Source organism: Vibrio sp. 1CM8B, from assembly GCF_023161685.1.
Lineage (GTDB): Bacteria > Pseudomonadota > Gammaproteobacteria > Enterobacterales > Vibrionaceae > Vibrio > Vibrio coralliirubri.
Map to the genome: position 1 here is coordinate 192780 of NZ_JALNTU010000006.1, position 22652 is coordinate 215431.

General features: G+C 42.7%; 19 protein-coding genes. 2 read left to right on the plus strand and 17 right to left on the minus strand.

Translation table 11 applies throughout. The annotated features are described in order from the left end of the window. Positions 1 to 10 precede the first annotated feature (10 nt). The 17 genes from MSG36_RS14410 to MSG36_RS14490 form a co-directional block, all read right to left on the minus strand. Positions 11 to 1330 carry a TolC family protein gene (locus MSG36_RS14410; RefSeq protein WP_248368519.1) on the minus strand — a complete coding sequence of 440 codons (1320 nt, stop codon included), beginning with the start codon at positions 1328 to 1330 and terminating at the stop codon, positions 11 to 13. 164 nt (positions 1331 to 1494) lie between these two features. Beyond that, positions 1495 to 1917, minus strand: coding sequence for a hypothetical protein (locus tag MSG36_RS14415; RefSeq protein WP_054963215.1), 423 nt, complete (start codon positions 1915 to 1917; stop codon positions 1495 to 1497). Between the two features lie 77 nt (positions 1918 to 1994). Further along, a complete protein-coding gene (locus tag MSG36_RS14420) occupies positions 1995 to 3314 on the minus strand; it encodes a heavy metal sensor histidine kinase (protein WP_054963216.1) in 1320 nt (439 codons plus the stop codon). Next, positions 3311 to 3994, minus strand: coding sequence for a heavy metal response regulator transcription factor (locus MSG36_RS14425; RefSeq protein WP_054963217.1), 684 nt, complete (start codon positions 3992 to 3994; stop codon positions 3311 to 3313). The genes MSG36_RS14420 and MSG36_RS14425 overlap by 4 nt, the downstream gene beginning before the upstream one ends. A 30-nt stretch (positions 3995 to 4024) precedes the next feature. Continuing rightward, complete coding sequence (locus MSG36_RS14430; RefSeq protein ID WP_248368450.1) at positions 4025 to 4366, minus strand: P-II family nitrogen regulator; 342 nt, start codon at positions 4364 to 4366, stop codon at positions 4025 to 4027. A 52-nt stretch (positions 4367 to 4418) separates the two neighbouring features. After that, entirely contained in the window at positions 4419 to 4799 is a 381-nt protein-coding gene (locus MSG36_RS14435; RefSeq protein ID WP_237304587.1) for a DUF3316 domain-containing protein, read from the minus strand. Between the two features lie 283 nt (positions 4800 to 5082). Next, complete coding sequence (locus MSG36_RS14440; RefSeq protein WP_054963220.1) at positions 5083 to 5325, minus strand: hypothetical protein; 243 nt, start codon at positions 5323 to 5325, stop codon at positions 5083 to 5085. A 19-nt stretch (positions 5326 to 5344) separates the two neighbouring features. Then, positions 5345 to 5632, minus strand: coding sequence for a hypothetical protein (locus tag MSG36_RS14445; RefSeq protein ID WP_054963221.1), 288 nt, complete (start codon positions 5630 to 5632; stop codon positions 5345 to 5347). Positions 5633 to 5812: 180 nt separating this feature from the next. Further along, the gene (locus MSG36_RS14450; RefSeq protein ID WP_077461582.1) at positions 5813 to 8533 is read right to left on the minus strand and encodes a heavy metal translocating P-type ATPase; all 2721 of its coding nucleotides are present in this window, start codon (positions 8531 to 8533) and stop codon (positions 5813 to 5815) included. Position 8534: 1 nt separating this feature from the next. Next, positions 8535 to 8969 (minus strand): MerR family transcriptional regulator, encoded by a 435-nt coding sequence (locus MSG36_RS14455; protein ID WP_237304589.1) that lies wholly within the window; start codon positions 8967 to 8969, stop codon positions 8535 to 8537. A gap of 388 nt (positions 8970 to 9357) precedes the next feature. Beyond that, positions 9358 to 10986, minus strand: a complete 1629-nt coding sequence (locus tag MSG36_RS14460; protein ID WP_237304590.1) for a Tn7-like element transposition protein TnsE — start codon at positions 10984 to 10986, stop codon at positions 9358 to 9360. A 10-nt stretch (positions 10987 to 10996) separates the two neighbouring features. Beyond that, complete coding sequence (locus MSG36_RS14465; protein ID WP_239032805.1) at positions 10997 to 12514, minus strand: TnsD family Tn7-like transposition protein; 1518 nt, start codon at positions 12512 to 12514, stop codon at positions 10997 to 10999. Between the two features lie 2 nt (positions 12515 to 12516). Then, the gene (locus tag MSG36_RS14470) at positions 12517 to 14175 is read right to left on the minus strand and encodes an AAA family ATPase (RefSeq protein ID WP_248368452.1); all 1659 of its coding nucleotides are present in this window, start codon (positions 14173 to 14175) and stop codon (positions 12517 to 12519) included. After that, the gene (locus MSG36_RS14475; protein WP_237304592.1) at positions 14175 to 16259 is read right to left on the minus strand and encodes a transposase; all 2085 of its coding nucleotides are present in this window, start codon (positions 16257 to 16259) and stop codon (positions 14175 to 14177) included. Before MSG36_RS14475 ends, MSG36_RS14470 begins: the two co-directional genes overlap by 1 nt. Beyond that, complete coding sequence (locus tag MSG36_RS14480; protein WP_237304593.1) at positions 16246 to 17076, minus strand: TnsA endonuclease N-terminal domain-containing protein; 831 nt, start codon at positions 17074 to 17076, stop codon at positions 16246 to 16248. The genes MSG36_RS14475 and MSG36_RS14480 overlap by 14 nt, the downstream gene beginning before the upstream one ends. 139 nt (positions 17077 to 17215) lie before the next feature. Next, positions 17216 to 19048: a glutamine--fructose-6-phosphate transaminase (isomerizing) gene (glmS, locus tag MSG36_RS14485; protein ID WP_146490500.1), complete on the minus strand. Its 1833-nt coding sequence runs from the start codon at positions 19046 to 19048 to the stop codon at positions 17216 to 17218. Between the two features lie 106 nt (positions 19049 to 19154). Then, on the minus strand, positions 19155 to 19925 hold the full coding sequence (locus tag MSG36_RS14490) for a DeoR family transcriptional regulator (protein ID WP_146490499.1): 771 nt from the start codon (positions 19923 to 19925) through the stop codon (positions 19155 to 19157). 429 nt (positions 19926 to 20354) lie between these two features. Between MSG36_RS14490 and pykF the strand changes: the two genes are divergently transcribed. Together pykF and MSG36_RS14500 are read left to right on the plus strand one after the other, a co-directional pair. Then, positions 20355 to 21767 (plus strand): pyruvate kinase PykF, encoded by a 1413-nt coding sequence (gene pykF, locus MSG36_RS14495; protein WP_017061403.1) that lies wholly within the window; start codon positions 20355 to 20357, stop codon positions 21765 to 21767. A gap of 176 nt (positions 21768 to 21943) precedes the next feature. Then, positions 21944 to 22615 (plus strand): GntR family transcriptional regulator, encoded by a 672-nt coding sequence (locus tag MSG36_RS14500; RefSeq protein ID WP_019826885.1) that lies wholly within the window; start codon positions 21944 to 21946, stop codon positions 22613 to 22615. Positions 22616 to 22652: the final 37 nt, after the last annotated feature.

Genomic DNA, 22652 nt, shown 5'->3' on the forward strand with positions numbered 1-22652 from the left:
GATTCCTTTATTATTGTTCTTTGTACTGAGTGTTTGGCGCAGAAACTTGATATTCGAAACCACCAAGTAACATGGATAACTTGCTATTGACCTGGTTCATATCGGTTATTAGGCGAGCAAGCTCCATTTGAAGAGCCAATTCATCGGTTGATGCAGTAATGACATCACCAAACTGAGCAGTATTGTTCTGATAACCGCGCTCTATCGCTTCAATGCGGGCTTTGGACTGAGGTAATAAGCGCTCTTGGTAGCGCTGAATGCGTTCAATGAGATTCATTCTGTCCGTCATTAATGCGTTTACTTGGGCGTTCATTTGAGCGAGCAGCGTATCTTTTTGATATTGCGCTGCGCCCACTTGGTATTGAGCGGCCGCTACATTTTTATCTTGGCGGTTATCAGTGAACAAAGGGATATCCATAGTAAGATAGGCACTCAGCAAATCTGAAGCTGGTTCACCTTTCATGTTGTCAGATTGACGGTAGGCATACATCACTTCGACACCAAATTGTGGTGTATAAGATTGTTCAGCAACCTCAACTTGGGTGCGATTAGCAGAAATGTTGGCGTCAGCCATTTGCGCCATAGGATGTTGGTTAAGCAGTGAGTAGTACTGAGTGTTGCTGGTTTGCTGCTCTAAAAGCGTATTCAAACGCGGCCAGTCTAATTGATAGCCTGCCTGATTCGAATCAATGGAACGATGATTTAACCACTCTGAGCCTAGCCATTCTGATAACTGAGCTACGGCTCGATTTTGCATTTGTTGATTCGATTGCAGCTTTTCGTCGAGCTTATTGACTTGAAGTTGGGTGTTAAGCAGATCTTGCGCTTCGCTCTTACCAATTGAGTAATTGGTTTGAATATACTGCTCCATCTCTACCATGAGACGTTGATTAGATTCAATCAACGTTTCTGCGTATTGAAGGTAGCCCAGCTCCAACCATAGTTGAGTAATACTATTCGCCACTTCACGTTCACGAACTTGAACCTGATACGCCATACCATCGGCCTGTTGATTCGCTTTACGTTGGTTAAGATCTAACGTTGCACCTCGTTCAAACTGTTGCATTAATCCAACAGAAATGTTCGTCATAGGATCTTCGTCAAACTTAAATGAATCCACAGGTAAACCGCCAAAGCCCACCTTAAGTTTTGGATCCATGAGAGTCGAGCTTGCAACGCCCGTTTCACGCATCGCCTGTGACTGCGCAGCATATTGAGAGCGACTCGTATCATTTGCTAGAGCCGCTTCAATTAGGGCGTTCAACTGCTGCGTCGAAGCCGCGATAGTTTGTGGAGTCGCGTTCGACCCCGCATGTGACAGGGCAGGCATTGCATAAAGTGCAATTGCAAACCCAAGGCTCAGGGGGTTAAATGCCCTGAAACCGTTTAATTCAATACTCATTGTTGTTTATCCACGATAAAACGATATGGACATACCTCAACTTCTGCCTTCCAGCAGATAGAATTGAGAGCTAAATAGTTATGATAGTTGAATTAAACAGAGGGTGGACGCAGTAAGCTCTGAATACGAGTTACTGTTACGCCTATTTTGATTGGGTGACGCAGAGCCTGTTCAGGTTCAGAGATGCTGATTAATCGAGAAGATGAGAGTGGAAAAAATACGCTAGTACACACACTTTTACAGCAGTCCCCACCAGAGGTAGATGAACCATCGCAATGAGTAGAACTATCGCTCTTTGTCATCTCTATATCCATCGGTGGGCAGCCTATCATCGCATGATGGCTTGCTGTAGTCTCAGACATTTCCATCGAGTCATGGTGAGAACGTTGGGTTTGAATTGAAGAGGACGATATTGCACTCATATCCATCATTGGCATACTCGAGACGTAGCTCGACATCAACATCGCTAAGATGCTGATAATCAAAATACTTGTTTGTCTCAAAGAGTCTGTCATATCGTACCTTTTCACTACGCGTTCATAATACATTATAAAAACTGATGAACAATAGTGATATTTCAAATTTATTGGTGTTAAAGATTATTGAAAATAAAGACGAATTCAGTTCGCTCATCCTTCGCATTTACTAAGATATCTCCGTGATGTGCTTTCATGATAGCCTTAGCTATAGGAAGTCCTAATCCAGCCCCAACACTTCCGTTATGGGCACGCGACTTATCTGAACGATAGAACCGTTCAAATATATAGGGCAAAGAGCTCAAAGGTATAGGCTCACCAACATTGCTGATTATCACCTTGTTGCTCGTTTCTGATTCGGAGATTACTACCGATATATCCGTATTATGGAAGCAGTGCCTCAACGCATTAGACAACACATTACCAAATGCTCGTTGAAGCATATCTTTGTCACCGAACAGAGTCGAGGAACCATCTAGGGTAAATCGAACATTTTTTTCTTCTGCCAACACATCATAATATTCAAGCAAAGGGTTGATTACTTCTCTCAACTCTAACTCTGCATCGGTCTTGTGCAGAAGCCTATTCTCTGATTTAGCTAGGTATAATGTATCTGAAATGGTCTTATTGAATCGCTCTAGCTCTTCGATGTTTGATACTAGAATGTCTTGATACTCTTCAACGGAGCGCTCTATACCAAGTGCCACTTGAGTCTGGGTCAAGATATTGTTCAACGGTGTTCTTAACTCATGAGCAATATCTGATGAAAACTCACTCAACCTGAGATAACCTTCTTGCAACCTCTCTAGCATTTCATTTTGAGAAATAATTAAGTTGCTTAACTCCTTTGGAAGTGAGTCACTTGGTATACGAATGCTGAGGTTGCTAGTATTCACTTGCTCGATATACTCTTTTAATTGTTTCAGTGGCTGTAACCCATTTCTAACAATGATTAATGCATAAGCACCCGATAAACTCAGTGTTAAAACTAATGTCCAAAATAGAATGGTATTTAGCTTGTCGAAAAACAGCTTGTGATGAGTCACATTCATTGCGAGCACGATCGCACCGTTTTCTACCTCAGGATAATCGAACTTAAAAGCATGAAAACGGTTGTTGCCTACACTCCATTCATATGAAGAGCTACCTATCAGCTCAGATGGAAGGTCAATAGCTTCATTGTTCGTTTGCACCACCTGTTGATTGTTTAATATCCAGGCTGAGATATCCCATGACTGGAACAAGTCTAGATCTCGCTCAACAGTACTTATTAAAGGAAGGAGTTTTGTTTCTAGGTGCCTATAGTCCTGCTCATTAAAATGGTTCTTGATAGCGTGTTGGATCGTTAAAGCAAACACGACTAAAACTACAAAAGAGGCTGTGACAAACATAAACACCAATTTGCGTGCAATTGATTGATTTAGTAATTTTTTCATTCTACGGCGTCATCAAGCTTGTACCCCATACCTCGCACGGTCTGGATAAGTTTGTTCTGATAAGGCTTGTCGATTTTCGTCCTCAATCTTTTCACTGCTGCATCAATGACATTCGTATCACTATCAAAGTTCATATCCCAAACAGCGGACGCTATCTGAGTGCGAGTGACAACTTGACCCCTCTTCGTAAATAAATATTCCAGCAAAGAAAACTCTTTTGCCGTCAGAGGGATCGTGTCATTGTTTCGAGTCGCCTTTCGTTTAAGTAAGTCGAGGCTCAAATCAGCAATACTTAGAACAGACTCAGTTTTGACCGTGGTAGTTTGGTGACGTAATGCATTTTTGACTCTTGCAAGCAATTCGACAAAGGCAAAAGGCTTAACAAGGTAGTCATTCGCTCCAAGTTCAAGTCCTTTCACTCGATCTTCAACCTGATCTTTAGCTGACAAAATAATGACAGGTGTAGATATTTCACTGCTGCGAAGTGTCTGCAATAACTGCCACCCATTCAACTTTGGTAGCATAATGTCTAAAACAATGAGATCATATTCATAAGTGGTCGCTAAGTACAACGCATCAACACCATCGGTAGATAGATCTACAGTGTAGCCTGATTCAATTAGGCCCTTTTTAAGATAAGCTCCAGCTTTCTCTTCATCTTCTACAACGAGTAATTTCATATAAGAAAAATGCCTTCATTTCCTTGGATGTTATACATCGAGCTTGTGATTATATGATGGGTTAGAAATTTGATTTTTCGTATTATTATCAAACAACAAAACGTTTTCTATGACAGACGTAACACCATTTCCTTCTTGTGACACACATAGAGTATCTAGTAATGCACCAACCAAACTCTGAGTATGGCTATGACCAATGAAAACATCTAGTTGGTAATGTGTATTTAAAGCATGGGTATCAATTAGGTTTGCATGACTTCCACGCCCTTGTACTTGATAAATCGTGAAGTTTCGCACCCCTTCCTCTGCGAGAACTGATTCAATATCCTCAAGCTTTTGTTCCTGAAATATTACCGAAACTTTATCAATCATAGCTGCTCCTTAGCCCTTAGAACAAGTTAAGGTTCTAAGGGCTCTGCTGAGTTTAGTTGTTGCCATCTCGTTCTTTATAATGGACATAAAGATGTACTTTCGCTACATATTCTAGCTGACCTTGAGTATTCAATCTTTCTTGAACAGTTACATACCCTCCATCTTCTAGGTGAGTCTTATCTCGACCAATACCATAACTTCTTATAAGGACTAGAGCTGCATTTAAGTCTCGCCCGCTCATACCCTCAAACTCTAACAGTTTTTCTGCCCCTAACGTGTATGCTTCTTGTTTAGAGCCCACTGCATCAGTAGATACCGTTTTATGATCTACTCGACTAATGTAATTGCCACCGGTATACAACGGCTGAGCAATTGCAGCGGCGCTAGTCAGCAAAATAGAGCTAGTTAATAGCATTTTGTTTAATAAGTTCATTTACTTTTCCTTTTCTGTTTTGATGAACTCAGTTTAGCTAAATTATTGTGACGATTTCCGGCACTCAAATATGACATTTTTGTCATATTGAGATTTAGGTGGTAGGTAATCAAAAAACTTTTCACCACAACAAAATCAAGCAACCCTATAAGCAGCCTTGTTGTAATTGCGATGAATCCTGTGGCAATAAACGATAAAGAGCCGCCCAGTTAGCTGAGGCGGCTCTTTTTTACTAGAAAAAGTAAAGGGGATCTCTTTTTCTGATTACGAGTATTTCATTGGTTCAGCTACTCATCATTTTTTTGCACTCTTCTGGCATGTCTTCCATGTTCATGCTTTGCATCATTTGCATGTGTTCCATCATTCCTTCGTGATCCTTCACTTGATCCGTATGAGGTCGATTAGCATGTACTTTCTCATTTTGAACGGCATGGTGGTCTCGATGCTGATCATCGATGGAACTTGTTGCTAGCACTGGCATCGCAACTAGACCACTTAATAACACTGATACATATAACTTTTTCATAAAATCACCTAACCCTTACTTATGCTTTGAACTGTTGATTGTTTTCAATTTTTTCCACCGATTGCTCGTTGGCTTCGGAGCCTTTCTTTTCACTCGGCATCATCATCTTCATCATTAAACCATGCATCGCTAAACAGATGATTAATGGAACAATCGCACTACTAAGGTATGCCCAACTAAACATCTCTTGGCTAGAAGAGAGAATAAATAATGGAATACCCACCATTAGTAACGCGCATAGAACCATCATCCATCCATGACCTTTATGATGACCATTCTTGTGACAATCTGATTTTTTGCTTTTCATTCTCTTGCTCTCCAAAATAACTTTAACTCGTTTAACTGAGATTCAGTTTATCGCAACGTTTAGATCAGGAGTGGGGAGGGATTCATGACAGTTTTGTCACCTTAGCCGTTTTTCTTACCCCAAAACCACCAGACTATAAACACGATTGCTGTAAGACCTAATATATTGACTAACATAGTATTACTCCTCATTGGTTGTAGAGGCTGAAGCTGGTGTATAAAAGCGCAAGCGATTAGCATTGGTTACAACAGTAACAGAGGACAGTGACATCGCAGCCCCAGCGATGATCGGACTTAATAGCCAACCCGTGAACGGAAACAGAAGCCCTGCTGCCACAGGAATACCCAAGCTGTTATAGATAAACGCCCCCCACAAGTTCTGCTTAATGTTTTTCATTGTGGCAGTACTGATCCCAATCACATCTGAGATACCGTGGAGTGAGCTGCGCATCAAGGTAATATCGGCACTTTCAATCGCGACATCCGTACCACTGCCAATAGCAAAACCAACGTCTGATTGAGCAAGTGCTGGCGCATCATTGATACCATCACCGACCATGCCGACAACATGCCCTTTCGCTTGCAACTGTTTAATCCAGTCAAGCTTATCCTCAGGCATCAATTCCGCATGATATTCATCAACATTCGCGAGTGATGCCACCGCCTTCGCTGTATTGTGGTTATCCCCCGTTAGCATCACGACATGAATGCCTTGCTGATGAAAACGATTTATCGCACTTCGAGCATCATCTCGAATCGGGTCACTGATACCGAACAGCGCTTGCACTTGAGCGCCTATCGCAAAATACACCACTGTGGTGGCTTCTTGCTCCCACTGCAATGCATGCTCTGTAACCAATTCAACATTGACGTTAAACTGTTTCATCAGCTTGCGATTGCCAAGCAACACGCGTTGACCCGCATACTGAGCCTGAACACCAAGTCCGGTTAATGACTCGAAATCTGACACTTCTGGTAAGCGCGCTTCATCACGCACCTCACTTTGAGTAAATGCGATTAACGCTTTAGCTAGCGGATGGTTAGATCCTTTCTCCAAAGCATTGACCAGAGGCAGAAACTCTGAATCATCTGACAACGAGACAAAATTTGTTACTTCAGGTTTACCTTGAGTAATCGTACCGGTTTTATCCAGTACGACGACATCCAACTCACTGGCTCTTTGTAACGCTTCTCCATTTCGGATTAGCCCGCCAAACTCGGCTGCCTTACCGACACCGATCATAGTAGAAATCGGCGTTGCTAGACCAAGTGCACAAGGGCATGCGATGATCAACACCGAGGTAGCTGCCACTATCATATAGACTAAGGAAGGTTGAGGGCCAAAGTTATACCAAACCAGCGCTGTCAGAATCGATAGAATCATCACGGTTGGTACAAACACTGAAGACACTTTATCGGCTAGATGGCTGATTGGTGGCTTTGAGTTTTGCGCGTTCGACACCATGCTGATGATCTGAGCAAGAACGGTATCACTGCCCACTTTCTGCGCCTCAAAAACGAAACTTCCGTGGTCATTAATCGTCCCGGCAGACACTGAGCTGCCCACTTGTTTAACAACAGGAATTGGCTCTCCAGTGAGCATAGACTCATCAATCGTTGTCTCGCCCTCTGTAATCACACCATCAACCGGGACTTTTTCACCGGCTCTAACCCGAATCAAGTCGCCTGTGATAACTTGTTCAATCGATAAAGACATCTCCTTGCCGTCACGAATCACCATGGCAGTTTTGACTCTCAAATCAAGCAAACGCTTGATAGCCTGCGAAGTTCTGCCTCGAGCCTTTAACTCAAGCGCCTGTCCTAAATTGATTAAACCAATGATCATGGCTGTAGCTTCAAAGTAGAGGTGCCTTGCACTTTCCGGAAGCCACTGCGGCCCGACAACGACCACCATTGAATAGAGCCAAGCGGTACCCGTTCCCAGCGCTATTAATGTGTCCATGTTCGCATTACGGTTCAGAAAGGCCTTCCAAGCTCCAGTAAAAAAGTGCTTGCCCGCACGGACTAAAATGAAAAATGTCACTAAACCTAAGGCCAACCATAGTAACTGCTCAGATTGCGTATTGACATTCATTGGTCCGCCGAACAGACCGTACACCATCAACGGTACTCCGAGACCAAGACCAATAACGCTTTGTTTTACTTTAAAGCGATACTCCTCAGATTCACGCTCTTCTTTGAGGTCATTTGCTAACGCCTGATCGACAATTTCTTCTGCGTCATATCCTGCGCCTTGTATCGCCTCAATTAGTACGCTGGCAGGCTGACTTGAAACCACGGTCGCCGTTCGATTCGCAAAGTTCACGTCAACAGAGTCGACACCTGACACCGATATAAGAGCACCTTCAATCGTGTTAACACAACTTGCGCAAGTGACACCGATTAATGACAGCTCGATACTGACATCCAACGCCTGTGTTGTTTTCACTTTGTTCGATTTAATTACATCCGTAGTTTGTGGTTGCGTGTCATCAGTCATATCGCTATAACCCAGTTCGACTAATACGCTTTCAATGTCATTGCCGTTCAAACTGCTATTCACAACCAATGTTTGATTTTCTAAATCAACAACCACTTGAGCAGCACCATCCAATGCACCTATCGCTTGAGTGATTTTACCCACACAGTGTTGGCAAGTAACATTAGATACTGATGTACGGTACTCTTGTTGCGTAGGTATTGAAGCCGCATAACCTAACTTTGCAAGGACTTCTATCGCGCTTTCTGGCAGCAACGTGGTTATGAGCTCTGCTCTGTTTTTCGTATCATTAATAGTGAAAGATACATCAGGGTCTCTTTCACGTAACCCATCTACAATTTTAGCGACACATCGGCCACAGTTAATGCCGGAAAGTGCTAGAGAATACTGTGTTGTGTTCATGTTAGTTTTCCTCGGGTAATACTTGATGGTGCTTCTCAGACCAGTCCTCGATTAAGCAACATAATGCGTTGCCGTTGGGCTCCATATCCGGTTTTTCATTCCACTCTGCGTAAGTTGCTTCCATCATGGCTAAATGGCGTTGTTGCTCTTCGATCTTTTGCTTGGTTTCTACGATTTTATCAGTCAGCATTTGCCTCACAGCTGGGCAAGGAGTCAGCTCTTGCTCGGAGTAATCAATGATTTCTTGAATCTGGCTAAGGCTAAAACCAATAGATCGCGCATGAGAAATGAACTTCAGGCGATTAACGGCACTTTGCTGGTACATCTTGTAGCCATTGTTGGGATCTCGCTCTGCATAAAGAAGGCCTTTTCTAGTGTAAAACCTGACTGTTTCAGCAGTCACACCTGCTGCTCTCGCAATTTCAGTTGTCAACATAATCCATGCCTCTGAAGGTTTAACGCACATGAAACTTTATTCGTTTTATGTTGCTAGCCAAAAATAAATGCGACTAAAAATATAATCACAAACAACCCAATAAACAGTTTAAGTAACAACTTAGGGTCACTGCTCCCACCGTTTGGGGCTTTGTTACAACAACTCATAACTATCTCCAATTCGTTACCAATGTGTATTAGTTGTAGCTTAAAACCTATGTGTTAGACATAGGTCAAGCATATTGAGAAAAAATTTAAGAGGAATATTATTGGTGAGGGATAAATTGGAAGCTAATTAAAAACAATGTAATGGACATTAACTCTAAATCATTTGGAGGCACTTCGAATTCAGATAGTGCCACGAATCGCTTGCCACATAGCTAAAAACACTAGAGTTTCTCAGCAACCCTCCCGGCCCAGTCTAAGATAGATTCAGTTGGAATACCTGTAGGGTGCCCCTCTACTGATTTAGGGTGAGAAATGCCAATGTGCTTTTTGAAGCCAAACATGGCATCCATTTCTTGTGTTGGCCATCCAAGAGATTTTGTCACCACGCCTTTTTTGATTCTAGAAAACTGATTTTTCCAGTTACGAGTATCGTTCTGCCTAACGCATTTGGTTGAGAGCCATTTATTCAGGCCCGTTACATCAACTTCGAGCAAGTAATTCACATGACTATTTCGCTCCACGACAACGCAACGAATCGTTCTCTTTGCATCAGAGTCAATCAAGTGGCATTTACTACGTCCAACCTGATCTAGCTCATGAGTGTACGAGTCAATGATTGTGCAGGCGTATTTTTCCTCTAGCATTTGCACCATCATGTTAAAGGCCGTAAAACGAGAGGCATACTCCTCTGATCTATCAGTGCAATCTTGCATACCTCCACCCATGTCTGCCGAAGGTATCTCACCATTACTGCCAGGTTCATTGGTACTGACCATATCACCAGCTTTCTTAGCTGCATCTTTGCTTCTATCTGGCCGATGACTTCTTTTAGGCGTTGTTGCTTTCGACGTTGAAAAACGATTTTTAAACCTTACTGAGCAAGTATTTTCACCTAGTAAGAATGCATGGTTAGCATCGGAAGCCTCACGCTCATCATCGATAATATGCTCTTCTGGCCGCTCGTATGGTTCAGGGCATTTTCCACCAGTGGTTGACTCTTGGCCTTCATCTGGATGCGTAAAAGAAGGATTATGGAAATAGACCCTAGACGGCATTTGAGCATTAATTCCAATATCCGTGATCTTTTCAACCAGAAAGTAGCGGCCACTTGCATCAAGCCGGCCTTCATACGAGAAAGACCACCCAGACATTTGAGGGGGGTCGAAGTGAAATAGCCAGCGCTTATACCCCATAGATACATCTCGGTCCTTCTCGACGTTAAAGTATCTAAAAATCGATTCAAATGAACGCTTTGCATTGCTATCAATAAGTAACCAGCTCAACATTGCTCTTGTTGCAGAATCATTGAATGCGGAAGGAGGGAAGTTTGATGTTTGCAACACTTCGATATTGGTATAATCCTCCTTGGTGTTGACTTCGACTTTGAAGTCGGTGAGCAAACGAGAAGACATTAATGACGCTCGCGATAAGTAAGAGCTGGCATAAAATAGGACCCTTGCCAACTCTAGCTGAGGAATAATCAGTTTAGGGGCAGCGCCTCGGTCTAATACAAATGCATGTTGCGCTGACTCTTTCTTTCTCAAAGACTCTGCTGACTCTGAGTCGGGGAACTCACTCAAGTTACTGTGTCGAAGGAGCTCATTACTTCTAAATTTATGACGCCCTCGTTTAGCGTAACTTTCTGATAACCCTCTTTGATTAATTATTTTTCCTCGATACAAAGCAGGAACGTTAGAAAATGCAGTCGCATGAAAATTATTTTTCTGCTGTGGGGGATAGCACCAAACCTCAATTAAAGGCCGGTAAGACTTATCACTTTCCCGCACCAATATCTTACCAGTATGAACTACACGCACATCATCATCACACTTGTAAAACCTCGCTCCCATCAGTCCATCCTTATTTTAGATTTGATCCCGTGGCTACCCAGCCAAGTAAGTCGTCGACGATTGGCACTATTCTTTCTTTAGGAAGGCTTGCTGAACGCATCAATTGCCAGCAACTCATTCCTAAACCTGTTTTTGATTTTGCGATTACAGCTATGACTAGCCGACGAGCTTGAAACTCAAAGACGCTTTCTTGATACCGATTCAAAGCAAAAGATAGCAAGGGTAATAAGTTCAGTTTTTTGCTCACCGAACCGTAATCATCTAGCTGCTTAAGTAAGAAATTTTTGCTTCTTCGAGGACCATCAACAACAGTATCTAATCGTTCTACAATCCTAATAAACTGCTTAGTTAGTGATCGGTCTCTTGCTCTCCAATCTACTTTTTTCTGCCTTACATGCGATTGGGATTGATGGACTCGATTGAAAGCTAATAGCCAATCTCTATCATTTCGGTATAGCCAAGCATACAGTGCACCACCACCAGGAAGTTTGCGTGCTCTCTTAACCGGGGCGTTACCTATTAAATGACGCCACAGCTCACGTTTTTCTTCACTTGGATTTGGCACAAGCTGAGCATTGTCCTTCGGGATCGATACCGTCACTTTATCTTTTGATTTTACTTCTTTTATGATCTCACTAGCCGACATTTCAGGAATAAAAGCACACCAAACCGTTAAGTGCTGTAGATAGCTAAAAGCTTTACGATGACGGCGAAATAACGTGCGAAGCCAGTTAGTATCTCTATCAGAGTTGATGGTTAGCTCAGGGGTAACGATCTTGCTTACAACTAAGTCCGCAATCTTATCGTGAGCAATCTGTTTAGGGCCTTTTCCACACCCAAAGTCGTGTGCTAGATGATTGTAGAAAAGGCTCCATTGATGCTGAGTCGGGGAGCCTTGGGCTGGTAAACACATTACCTCTTTAGCTTTGCTCGCTAAGTAAGCAAACCGCTGCGCTGTTATATTCTGGTGGTTACATAAAAAGGGCTGACATTGTATTCGGCCACATGCATGGTACGTGTGCCGACTATCATGGTAAGAGGTTGTCGATTTATTCAGAAGGCCGTGCTCAGGGCAATAAGGTAAGGATGGTAAAAACCACAACCTAGACCAATAACTTTCTCCATATTTTTGCTTTTGCTCCGCGACACAAGCTGGGCAAACACGAAAGTTATCCGATGTTTTTACAATAGAAGCTGGGGCTCCCAGCATTAGATGAACAGAGCCCTTAGCGCAATGTTCCATTCGCTCCATCGCTCTAATCCTAATGCTTTCATCAACAAAAGGAGCGTAAATCGGGAACATTGTATGCTCATAAATAAGCTCTTGAATATCAAATCGTCCCGTGTTGATTAGCAGCTCTGATATCGATGACAAATGACTAGGCAGGTCAATTGTCGCAATCACTCTTCTGTCACCAAACACTTCATCTAGTAGCTGTTTAGAACTTGTTATCGCACTGCGAATTCCAGCTCTAGCCACCAAGCTATAGATTAATTCATCTGGGTATGGGACAGGGAAGCAGCGCAATATTAAACCGCCTTTTCTAGCAATGACTGAATGTCTAAAATCAAACCAGACTTTGACATTGCTGTGTACACTTCTTTATCAGAACCAGATTGAGAGTGAACAAATCTCAAGTCCTCACTATCAAGCGTATGCCACTGAGTCTGTTTGATTGATGATGCCCTCTTGCCCTTACTTGGCTTAGCCTCTTTTTTAGATTGTAACTGTTCAGGATTAGTGAGATGTTCATGTACCAGTGGCAGTAAGCTTATCCATGTCAAATCAGGATATTGATCAAATAGCTGTCGTATTACAGGAGCTAAAAGCGTTGAGTCAAACTCATCTTTTAGGGCCATATACACTCGCCGCTCTTCATCGGTTCTAAGCTGTTGATATGCAAACTCCTCTGGTGTCTGCTGAGCAGTTGTGGCTACCTGTTTTTGCAGCTCAAGCAACCTTTTATCAGTGTTGCTTAGTTTAAGATCTGAAAATTTAATCATTTCTTCAACGTCACCAGAACGCAGGGCTGCTAGCATTGGATGGACAGGTTTTAATTCATCCTCGTAAACCTGTTGCATTAATTTAGGCGTAATCCTTTCTACTTTTGTCGCGATTGCTCTCAACTGACACAAGACATATAGCTTAACCACAATATCTAGAACACCTTGGCTCAGGTCATACCATAGAGAACGAATGTCATCCGACAGCACCTCATCACGTTTTTGTAGCCATTGAAGAGTCCATAACTTATCCGTGAGCGCTTTCCACTCTCTTCCTTCTTCCATTGGATCCCAAAAAATCGCACCAAGACCAGAGCCTCGCCTTGCAGATCTCATATCAGCTTCAAATATCTCGCGAGCTCGTGGTGTTCCGACCAAAATAACAGGAAGACCAATGGTATTTACTAATGTCACAAAAAAATTGAGCATTTTCTCAGATCCACCAGAGCGAGAACGGCTAAGATGCTGTATTTCATCAATAATAAGAACACCTACTGCGTGAGTATTTGCAACTTGGGCCATTGCAGCCAAAAGTGTTTCAATACTGGGCCTTTTGCTCATCGAGTATTGTCTTTCGTAGTTGGATGTTCCTAATGCTCTATCCATCGCACGAAAAAAGTTCAAGCACAGCTCTTTAAGTGATCCATCATGGGAGCAGTCAATTTTTAGATAAACGACTTGCTCAAGATTTCTGTCAGGGTGGTAAATAACTTGAGGATATAACGACAAAAGCTGCTTGATCGCTGTTGTTTTGCCATTGCCGCTACATCCAATCAATGTCATGCTTTGGGCTGTAGAACAAACTTCCGTGAACTTTATCGCCTTCAAATCACCAGATAAAACACGCTCGTAACCATTTTGTATATGTCTTGCCCAATCACCTGTTTCGGGATTTCTTCCAACATAGCCACGCCGTATCATCAATGAAAGTCGTTCATGTAACTGTATGTGCTGACTGAGGGGCTGGAAAAAATCATCAATAACACGACAGATACTATGCGCTCTTTCAATGCCATTTCGATGAATATCTTCTGCGGTGCACCTTAACGAGCCCTTTAGAGCAATCGAATCGACCAGGAAACTATTTATCGGTGGTAGTGCTTCTATCAGCGGGTTATCTCGATAAGCTGAGAGTGTTGCACTTTGATAGACGGCAACTACACGATGATCTTGGCATTTTTTCATCAGTTATCATCCTCATCATCAAATAGCTCCGGTATGAAGTCAGGCAGTTGATAACTTTCCTCCTCTCCCTTTATAGGTATCACCAGCGCGACTTCTTCTTGTTTTGCCCTAGCGGGCTGTATTGCTAATTCCTTTCTCTCTTTCTCTCGCGCATTCCGTTTATTGTCTTTAATTTCATTTATCTTTTGCGCGTTGCTCAATGTACTGGTTTTACGATTCTTTTTAGCCTTCTTCAGTTTCTTTTCAAGAAGATCATCAAAATCCCGTTCTACTGGTGCAAATTGATAGTTAGCCTCAGCCAAACTCTGTTTTTGAGCCGCTTGACGTTCCCATACTTGATACCAAGTTAGATCACGGAACTCTCTACTTCGACTAGAAAGATCACAAACCCAAAATGTATTTTTTCCTTCTTCAGGAAAAAGATATATGTGATTAGCAGAACCAAGCTCATAAGCTGCAAATAGTTTTTTAGGTCTAGATACTTCCGAAGAGCGGTGCATCCATCCTATCTGAATAATTTCTTTTCCTGTGTAGGTTAATCCCCATAACTTTATGCCTAACTCGGATACAGTGACTTTTTGACGCGGTAACAGCAGTACCTTTGCAAGATCCGTATCAATGGCTCGTATACGTCCAGTACGATGTTGAAGCCCCCACTTCCAAAGTTCAATTGGGATCGAGGGAAGGTTTTCTGGCATATCAGGAGCACGATCGTACTTTTCTAAAGGTTTATTTAAGTTGTGAGCAAGTATTGAATAGAGCAATATCTCAACAAAGTCAGATCTCGCCACAGCAGCTTCAACTCTATAATCTTTTTCACCGTGCTTCTTAACCTTGTTACCAGTTACGACACCTGGCATATAGGGCTTGAACTTAGCCTGTAATGTGCCAAATGATCTCTCGACAATGCCTTTAGCATCGCCTCTTCGAGGTGGAGCACTTTCAAGTCGAACACCAATAGCATCAACCAAATAATTTGCTTGGTGGCTCATCAATTCACCGCGATCAGCTAGCAATACATCAGGAATACCTATGCATGGCCACTGTTCTTCTGAAATATCGATACCATATTTTGCGCAGGTTTCTACTTTGCTGCTAAAGCTGCATATCAGGGCTTTCATTGCAACGGGGAAAGATGGATTATCGAAACCAATATAAAAACCAGCAACCATTCGACTAAAAACATCAATGACCATATAAATCGTCGGCCGACCGATAACCTTGTCTGCATCGTCATCATCTACTAAGTAAATATCTGCAATGGTGGCATCAATCTCATATCGACTACCTGGGCCTAAAGCTTGCTCGGTTGCAGTTCCATGTAGTGGCCTAACATCTTTATTGTAATTGCCTTGAGGTGTTTGAACGGTAAGCTTTGTGACCTTGCTATACTCGGTTTTGTAGAAATATCTAAATTGGCGGAGTGTTGGAATTTCATGCTCTTCAGCATCTGGGTTCTTTAATTTATATGCTTTTGAAAACTTCCTATGTGCATAAGCAACGGAGTTCCCTTTATCATTCATCAAATATTTATCACAAATAATTCGGAACTGTTTTCTGATTTCTTCAGTGACTTGTTTGCCATCACCGACGCCGTAAACCCTAGACTTACCAGCTTTATTTGTTGTGAAGTTTCTTCTCTTTCCGGCAGCGCCTGAGTTTTTGTAATCTGGTATTAGAGCATTTTTTATTTGTCCACGCTGCCAATATCTCCGAACTAAACGATAGATGGTCGATTTTGTTTTATTTGAACTGGCAACCGCATGACTAAACCTTTTTGCTCGAACTCTTTTGTCAAACGCTCCTTCGCCATCTACGATAGGCTTAATCAAATCAAAGTCGTTGTGCCTTTCCTGATATACATTTGACTCTTTGCTCCAAGATTCTCCTTGAAGATATGAATAAGGGTCAGGAATTTTTTCTATACGCCCTTCATCGACCCAGTTGCGGCATTCATCAAAATAGACTCTTTCAGGTAAACCTTTATCCTCATCAATAGCGATCCAATAGAAGTAACTTGTCTCAGTAAAAAGCACGCGGTACGCCTTACCGTTAAACGCTAGAGTTTCGTTAACTGGCCACATTACGATGCCCCCCGAACAAAGATCCGCTTCTAAACGCAATTTCTTTAGCTTTCAAACTATAAAATGGTAAACGAATATCGAACGTAATAAGCCTTGCTGCACACATTAAACGAATATCATAAAGTGACTGACCAAGATCTTGCTGGTATGCCATGTCATACTCTTTACACAGTTCAACGACTTTTCTTTCTGGGTGTTGAACAAAATAAGCACCGATATGCCCAAAAGTAAGCGATAGCTCATCCGTTATTACTTCATCAAAGTATCCCTTAACCCCGTATAGCCACTCAATATTCGATACGACTGTTTTGTCTATCTCTTTATCTGTCACTAGGAACCAGGGGATTTTTTTGAGCTGCCAATAACGGCGTTCTATTTCAAGCTTTTCAATGGTTCTTGGGTCTTTTAAATCTTTGGAGTACTTTGCTTGAATAGCAAACTTAGGCTGGGTTTTAGAAGCTGTGTTAATCAAAAAATCTGAGGACATGACAAGGTTTATCCCTCCTTGCGAAGGGTGCCAAAGCTGACCTTCCTTGGAAATATTAAGAGTGTCATCCCTGTTGAGTGGAAACTGCTCACGAATGTCTGTTACGGCAGGGTTATGGTCTAGAAGTAGAAAGACTGCGAACTCAAGATCCGATAGTACATGATGAATTCGGCCAGTTAGGTGAGAGTAGACTCTCTGAGATCGGCCTTCTGAAGGAACCTCAGTAACATACAGCCACGGCTTATAGTTGGAAAGCCTTCCTGCACCTCGGCCTTCATTTATCCGCTTGATGATTTGTTTTTCAGTTAAAACGTACTTTGATTTTGCCATAACAAAAACCCGGTTAACTTTTAATCAGTTTAACCGGGTTTAAAAAGTTTTCAACTTTAGTGTTACAGTTTCAAACTTTAATGTCACAGTTTCAAACTTTAATGTCTACCGACATATCTATATCTTAGCAAGTGCACGATTATTCAACGGTAACAGCTTTCGCTAGATTACGAGGTTGGTCAACGTCGGTACCTTTGATCAACGCAACATGGTAAGACAGCAGCTGCATTGGTACTGTGTAGTAGATAGATGCCGTTACTTCACTTACGTGAGGCATCTTGATAATCTTCATGTTCTCATCGCTTTCGAAACCAGCAGCTTCATCTGCAAATACATACAACAGGCCGCCACGAGCACGGACTTCTTCAACGTTTGATTTCAGCTTCTCTAGCAAGTCGTTACTTGGTGCAATAACGACAACTGGCATATCTGCATCGATAAGAGCCAAAGGACCGTGCTTAAGCTCACCAGCCGCGTATGCTTCTGCGTGGATGTAAGAGATCTCTTTCAGTTTAAGAGACGCTTCCATCGCGATTGGGTAGAACTCACCACGACCTAAAAACAGAGTATGGTGCTTATCAGCAAAGTCAGGTGCTAACGCTTCGATCTCTTTGTCAAACGCGAGTGCTTTCTCAATGTCAGCTGGCAAGTCGTGCAGTGCTTTTACGATTTCCGCTTCTTTCTCTTCATTGATACGACCTTGTAGGCGACCAATTGAAGTAACCATCATCAGCATTGCTGCTAGTTGAGTTGTGAACGCTTTCGTAGAAGCAACACCGATCTCCGTTCCTGCGCGAGTCATAAAAGCAAAGTCAGATTCACGAACCAGCGAAGAACCGGCAACGTTACAGATGGTCATTGCTGACATGTAGCCCTTCTCTTTTGCAAGACGAAGTGCAGCAAGCGTATCCGCAGTTTCACCAGACTGAGACAGAGTCACCAACAGGCTATTCGGGCGAACAACGAAGTCACGGTAACGGAACTCAGAGGCGATCTCTACGTCACAGCTTACGCCAGCTAGAGATTCAAACCAGTAGCGAGCTGCCATGCCTGAGTTATAAGAGGTACCACATGCGATGATCTGTACGTGTTCAACCTTGCTGAGGATCTCTTCCGCTTTAACACCGATTGCGTTAGTGATAACCGAAGTGTCAGAGATACGGCCTTCCATTGTGTTGATCAGCGCGGTTGGCTGTTCGAAGATCTCTTTCTGCATGAAGTGACGGTATTGACCTTTATCACCAGCATCATGTTCTGCGTTTGATTCTACGATTTCACGCTCTACACGCTCACCCGCTACATCAAATACCGTTACATCACGACGAGTAACCTCAGCAACATCACCTTCTTCTAGGTACATGAAGCGACGAGTTACACTTAGCAGTGCAAGTTGGTCTGATGCCAGGAAGTTCTCACCCACACCAAAACCAATAACGATAGGGCTACCAGAACGAGCCACAACGATACGGCTAGGATCTTTACGATCAACAACAACCGTGCCGTACGCGCCGTCTAATTGTTTTGCGGTTTTCTGTAGCGCTTCAACCAAAGAAGCTGAAGTGCGAAGTTCCCACTCAACTAAGTGAGCGATAACTTCTGTATCTGTTTGTGAAGTAAACACGTAGCCACGCTCTTGCAGCATAGCGCGCAGTGCTTCGTGGTTTTCGATAATGCCATTGTGCACAACGGCAATATCGCCAGACATGTGTGGGTGGGCGTTCGCTTCAGATGGCTCACCGTGTGTTGCCCAACGAGTGTGAGCGATACCTGTACCACCAATCACATGTTGCTCGTCTACCGCGTCAGCGAGCTCTTGTACTTTACCAAGGCGGCGGACACGAGTTAAGTTAGCTTCGGTATCAACTACAGCGACACCCGCTGAATCGTAGCCTCGGTATTCTAGGCGGCGAAGGCCTTCTACTAAAATTTCGGCTACATCACGCTGTGCTACTGCACCAACAATTCCACACATAGTTTTACTCCATCAATTTCGTTTATTCCTATTGGCAGCAAGCAAAGGCCATATCTTTATTAAGATCAATTATAGGAAGGTAAATGCATAATACTTAAATTTGTTTTTACGCTGGATCGGTCAGGATCACGCGAACATCATGTGATTCGATACTTGCTATGGATTCTTCGCCTAAGTCTGTATCTGTAATTAAGATGTCAATGTGTTCCCATGCCAGCTCTAAGTTCGGGATCTTTCGTCCCACCTTTTCCGACTCAACCATCACGATCACTTCTCGTGACACTTCAGCCATTACTTTGCTTAGGCCAACCAACTCATTAAACGTGGTTGTACCTCTATCAAGGTCGATACCATCGGCCCCGATGAATAGTTGGTCAAAATCGTAAGCGCGAAGCACCGACTCTGCGACTTTGCCTTGGAAAGAGTCCGAATGCGTATCCCAAGTGCCGCCAGTCATTAATAATGTAGGCTCGCTTTCAAGCTCATTAAGCGCATTAGCGACGTGCAATGAGTTGGTCATAACAACCAAGCCACGCTTGGCATTAAGCTGCTGAATTAGGGCACCTGTAGTACTGCCACTATCGATCACGATGCGGTTATGGTCGCGAATTAAATCTGCAGCGGCTTTTGCCAATGAAACCTTTCGAGTCGAAACTTGTTGACCCAGTTCTTCATTAACAACCTCTTTCGGTAACGAAATCGCACCACCATAACGGCGTAAAAGCTGACCGTTTTTCTCTAAAGACGCCAAGTCCTTTCTAATAGTGACCTCTGAGGTTTCGAACTTAGCGGATAATTCATCAACACTAACCTCCCCTTTTTCATTCACTAGGTTAGAAATTGCATGTCTTCTGAGCTGCGTGTTTCGTTTCGACATTTAAAAAAGACCATTAAGTTTCGATATGAAAGATATTATAGTTACAACGAAACTATTTAGTCCATTTATTTTGATCCAAAAAATTAATAAATAGCGATAAAACCTTGTCCTAAGACAATTGTTAAGCAGTGATATTGAACTCATTAGGTGGTAGAATCCGCACCCGAAAAGAAAAAAAATTACAAAACTGACTGTTATTTTTTTGCAACTTACCGCCTATATAGTGGGGTAAGTCACATAAAACCGATATTGAATCAAAATCTTTTGGTCATAAAATGACTAAAATTGATGAAAGACTTACAACTCTGAAGGACATATTGGAAGTCCCGCGCTTTTACACAACAGGCACAAAATGTTGATGTAGCGGACCAATCTTCAGAACTTAAATAAATTTCAAATTGTAACAATACTTACCGGAGAGTACCTTCCATGAAAAAGACCAAAATCGTATGTACGATTGGCCCTAAAACTGAATCTGTAGAGAAGCTAACTGAACTAGTAGATGCTGGCATGAACGTTATGCGTCTTAACTTCTCTCACGGTGATTTCGCAGAGCACGGCACTCGTATCGCGAACTTCCGTAAAGTAATGGAAAACAAAGGTGAGCAACTTGCTATCCTTCTAGATACTAAAGGTCCAGAAATCCGTACTATCAAGCTTGAAGATGGTAACGACGTAGATCTAGTAGCTGGTCAAGAGTTCACTTTCACAACTGACGCAACAGTTGTTGGTAACAAAGACGTAGTAGCAGTAACTTACCTAGGTTTCGCTAAAGACCTAACAGCGGGTAACACTATCCTTGTTGATGACGGCCTAATCGAAATGGAAGTTATCGCAACAACAGAAACTGAAGTTAAGTGTAAAGTTCTTAACAACGGTGCTCTAGGCGAAAACAAAGGTGTTAACCTTCCTGGCGTTTCTGTTCAACTTCCAGCTCTTTCTGAGAAAGACAAAGCTGACCTTAAGTTTGGTTGTGAACAAGGCGTTGATTTCGTTGCTGCTTCTTTCATCCGTAAAGAAGAAGACGTTAAAGAAATCCGTGAGCTTCTAAACGCTAACGGCGGCGAGAACATCCACATCATTTCTAAGATTGAAAACCAAGAAGGTGTAGATAACTTCGATTCAATCCTTGAAGCTTCTGACGGCATCATGGTTGCTCGTGGTGACCTAGGTGTTGAAATCCCAGCTGAAGAAGTAATCTTCGCTCAGAAGATGATGATCGAGAAGTGTAACCGTGCACGTAAGATGGTTATCACTGCAACTCAAATGCTTGACTCTATGATCAGCAACCCACGTCCAACTCGTGCAGAAGCGGGTGACGTTGCGAACGCAATCATGGATGGTACTGATGCTGTAATGCTTTCTGGTGAAACTGCTAAAGGTAAGTACCCAGTTGAAGCTGTTACTATCATGGCTCAAATCGCGAACCGTACTGATTCAGCTCTTAAAGCCGAGCTAGGTTCTCGTCTAGACAGCCCACGTCTACGCATCACTGAAGCAGTATGTAAAGGCGCTGTAGACACTGCAGAGAAGCTAGCTGCTCCTCTAATCGTTGTTGCAACTGAAGGCGGTAAGTCTGCACGTTCAGTACGTAAGTACTTCCCAACTGCAAACATCCTTGCTCTAACAACTAACGAAAAGACAGCTGCACAGCTAGTTCTTACTAAAGGTGTTAAGCCAGTTCTTGTTGACTCTATCGAGAACACAGACGCGTTCTACATCAACGGTAAAGAAATCGCTCTACAATCTGGCCTAGGTAACAAAGGCGACATCGTAGTTATGGTTTCTGGTGCTCTAGTAGCTTCTGGTACTACAAACACGGCATCTGTTCACGTTCTATAAGAATGAACCGATTCGCATAAAATATAAAAGAGGGCTTCGGCCCTCTTTTTTTATGAAACAAAATCTTGCCTAACTTTTCAGTACGCTGTATTATCATTCACAATAGAACTACGTACTGTTAACTTCCAATTGGCTCTTTCTAAGAGACGGATTAGCAGACTAGAAATCATATATAGATGAGGTTTGTAATGTCTAGTCCTACGCTCACTGACAAAGTATCAAAGATGATTCGCCAAGATATTCTTAATGGTGAGTTAACCCCAGGCCAAAAGCTCGTTGTTGCTGATCTAAAAGCACGCTACAACGTTGGCGCATCCCCTATTCGTGAAGCCTTGGTACAATTATCTTGGAGCAAATACGTAAAGCTTGAGCCACAAAAAGGCTGCTGGGTATCTCCTGTATCAAAGAAAGAACTGAATGACCTCTACGAAAGCCTTCGTGTTGTCTCTTCTGTTCTGCTTAAAAAAGCGATTTCAGCGGGTGATGAGAGCTGGGAACTAGATGTATTAACGTCTTACCATAAACTGTCGCGAGTGCAGTACGTATCTGAAGAGTTTGATTGTGTTGAGTGGGAAGAGCGCCATCAGCAGTTCCATGTTGCGTTACTTGAAGGCGCTGATTCAGAGAACATGTTTAAGTTCTTTGATGACCTAATTAACCAAGTGAAACGTTACCGCTTCCTCGCTATGTCTGCAGAAAGCGCATCTGATGATCTGTTCAATATTGATGAGCACGAAATGATCATGAAGCTAGTACTCTCTAAGAATGTAGAACAAGCGACAGAACTGCTTGATCAACACTTACTAGGTTCAATGAAACGAATTGAAGAAGTTATCGAAGCGGCATAATGCCAAGATAGATTCTCACCAAATAAAAACGGAGCCC

Coding starts and splice junctions, on each gene's coding strand:
- MSG36_RS14430 (WP_248368450.1), bottom strand. CDS start 4,366: ATGATTGATAAAGTTTCGGTAATATTTCAGGAACAAAAGCTTGAGGAT.
- MSG36_RS14500 (WP_019826885.1), top strand. CDS start 21,944: ATGAGGTTTGTAATGTCTAGTCCTACGCTCACTGACAAAGTATCAAAG.
- MSG36_RS14460 (WP_237304590.1), bottom strand. CDS start 10,986: ATGGGAGCGAGGTTTTACAAGTGTGATGATGATGTGCGTGTAGTTCAT.
- MSG36_RS14490 (WP_146490499.1), bottom strand. CDS start 19,925: ATGTCGAAACGAAACACGCAGCTCAGAAGACATGCAATTTCTAACCTA.
- MSG36_RS14425 (WP_054963217.1), bottom strand. CDS start 3,994: ATGAAATTACTCGTTGTAGAAGATGAAGAGAAAGCTGGAGCTTATCTT.
- MSG36_RS14420 (WP_054963216.1), bottom strand. CDS start 3,314: ATGAAAAAATTACTAAATCAATCAATTGCACGCAAATTGGTGTTTATG.
- MSG36_RS14455 (WP_237304589.1), bottom strand. CDS start 8,969: ATGTTGACAACTGAAATTGCGAGAGCAGCAGGTGTGACTGCTGAAACA.
- MSG36_RS14435 (WP_237304587.1), bottom strand. CDS start 4,799: ATGAACTTATTAAACAAAATGCTATTAACTAGCTCTATTTTGCTGACT.
- pykF (WP_017061403.1), top strand. CDS start 20,355: ATGAAAAAGACCAAAATCGTATGTACGATTGGCCCTAAAACTGAATCT.
- glmS (WP_146490500.1), bottom strand. CDS start 19,048: ATGTGTGGAATTGTTGGTGCAGTAGCACAGCGTGATGTAGCCGAAATT.
- MSG36_RS14470 (WP_248368452.1), bottom strand. CDS start 14,175: ATGAAAAAATGCCAAGATCATCGTGTAGTTGCCGTCTATCAAAGTGCA.
- MSG36_RS14480 (WP_237304593.1), bottom strand. CDS start 17,076: ATGGCAAAATCAAAGTACGTTTTAACTGAAAAACAAATCATCAAGCGG.
- MSG36_RS14410 (WP_248368519.1), bottom strand. CDS start 1,330: ATGCCTGCCCTGTCACATGCGGGGTCGAACGCGACTCCACAAACTATC.
- MSG36_RS14450 (WP_077461582.1), bottom strand. CDS start 8,533: ATGAACACAACACAGTATTCTCTAGCACTTTCCGGCATTAACTGTGGC.
- MSG36_RS14475 (WP_237304592.1), bottom strand. CDS start 16,259: ATGTGGCCAGTTAACGAAACTCTAGCGTTTAACGGTAAGGCGTACCGC.
- MSG36_RS14415 (WP_054963215.1), bottom strand. CDS start 1,917: ATGACAGACTCTTTGAGACAAACAAGTATTTTGATTATCAGCATCTTA.
- MSG36_RS14440 (WP_054963220.1), bottom strand. CDS start 5,325: ATGAAAAAGTTATATGTATCAGTGTTATTAAGTGGTCTAGTTGCGATG.
- MSG36_RS14445 (WP_054963221.1), bottom strand. CDS start 5,632: ATGAAAAGCAAAAAATCAGATTGTCACAAGAATGGTCATCATAAAGGT.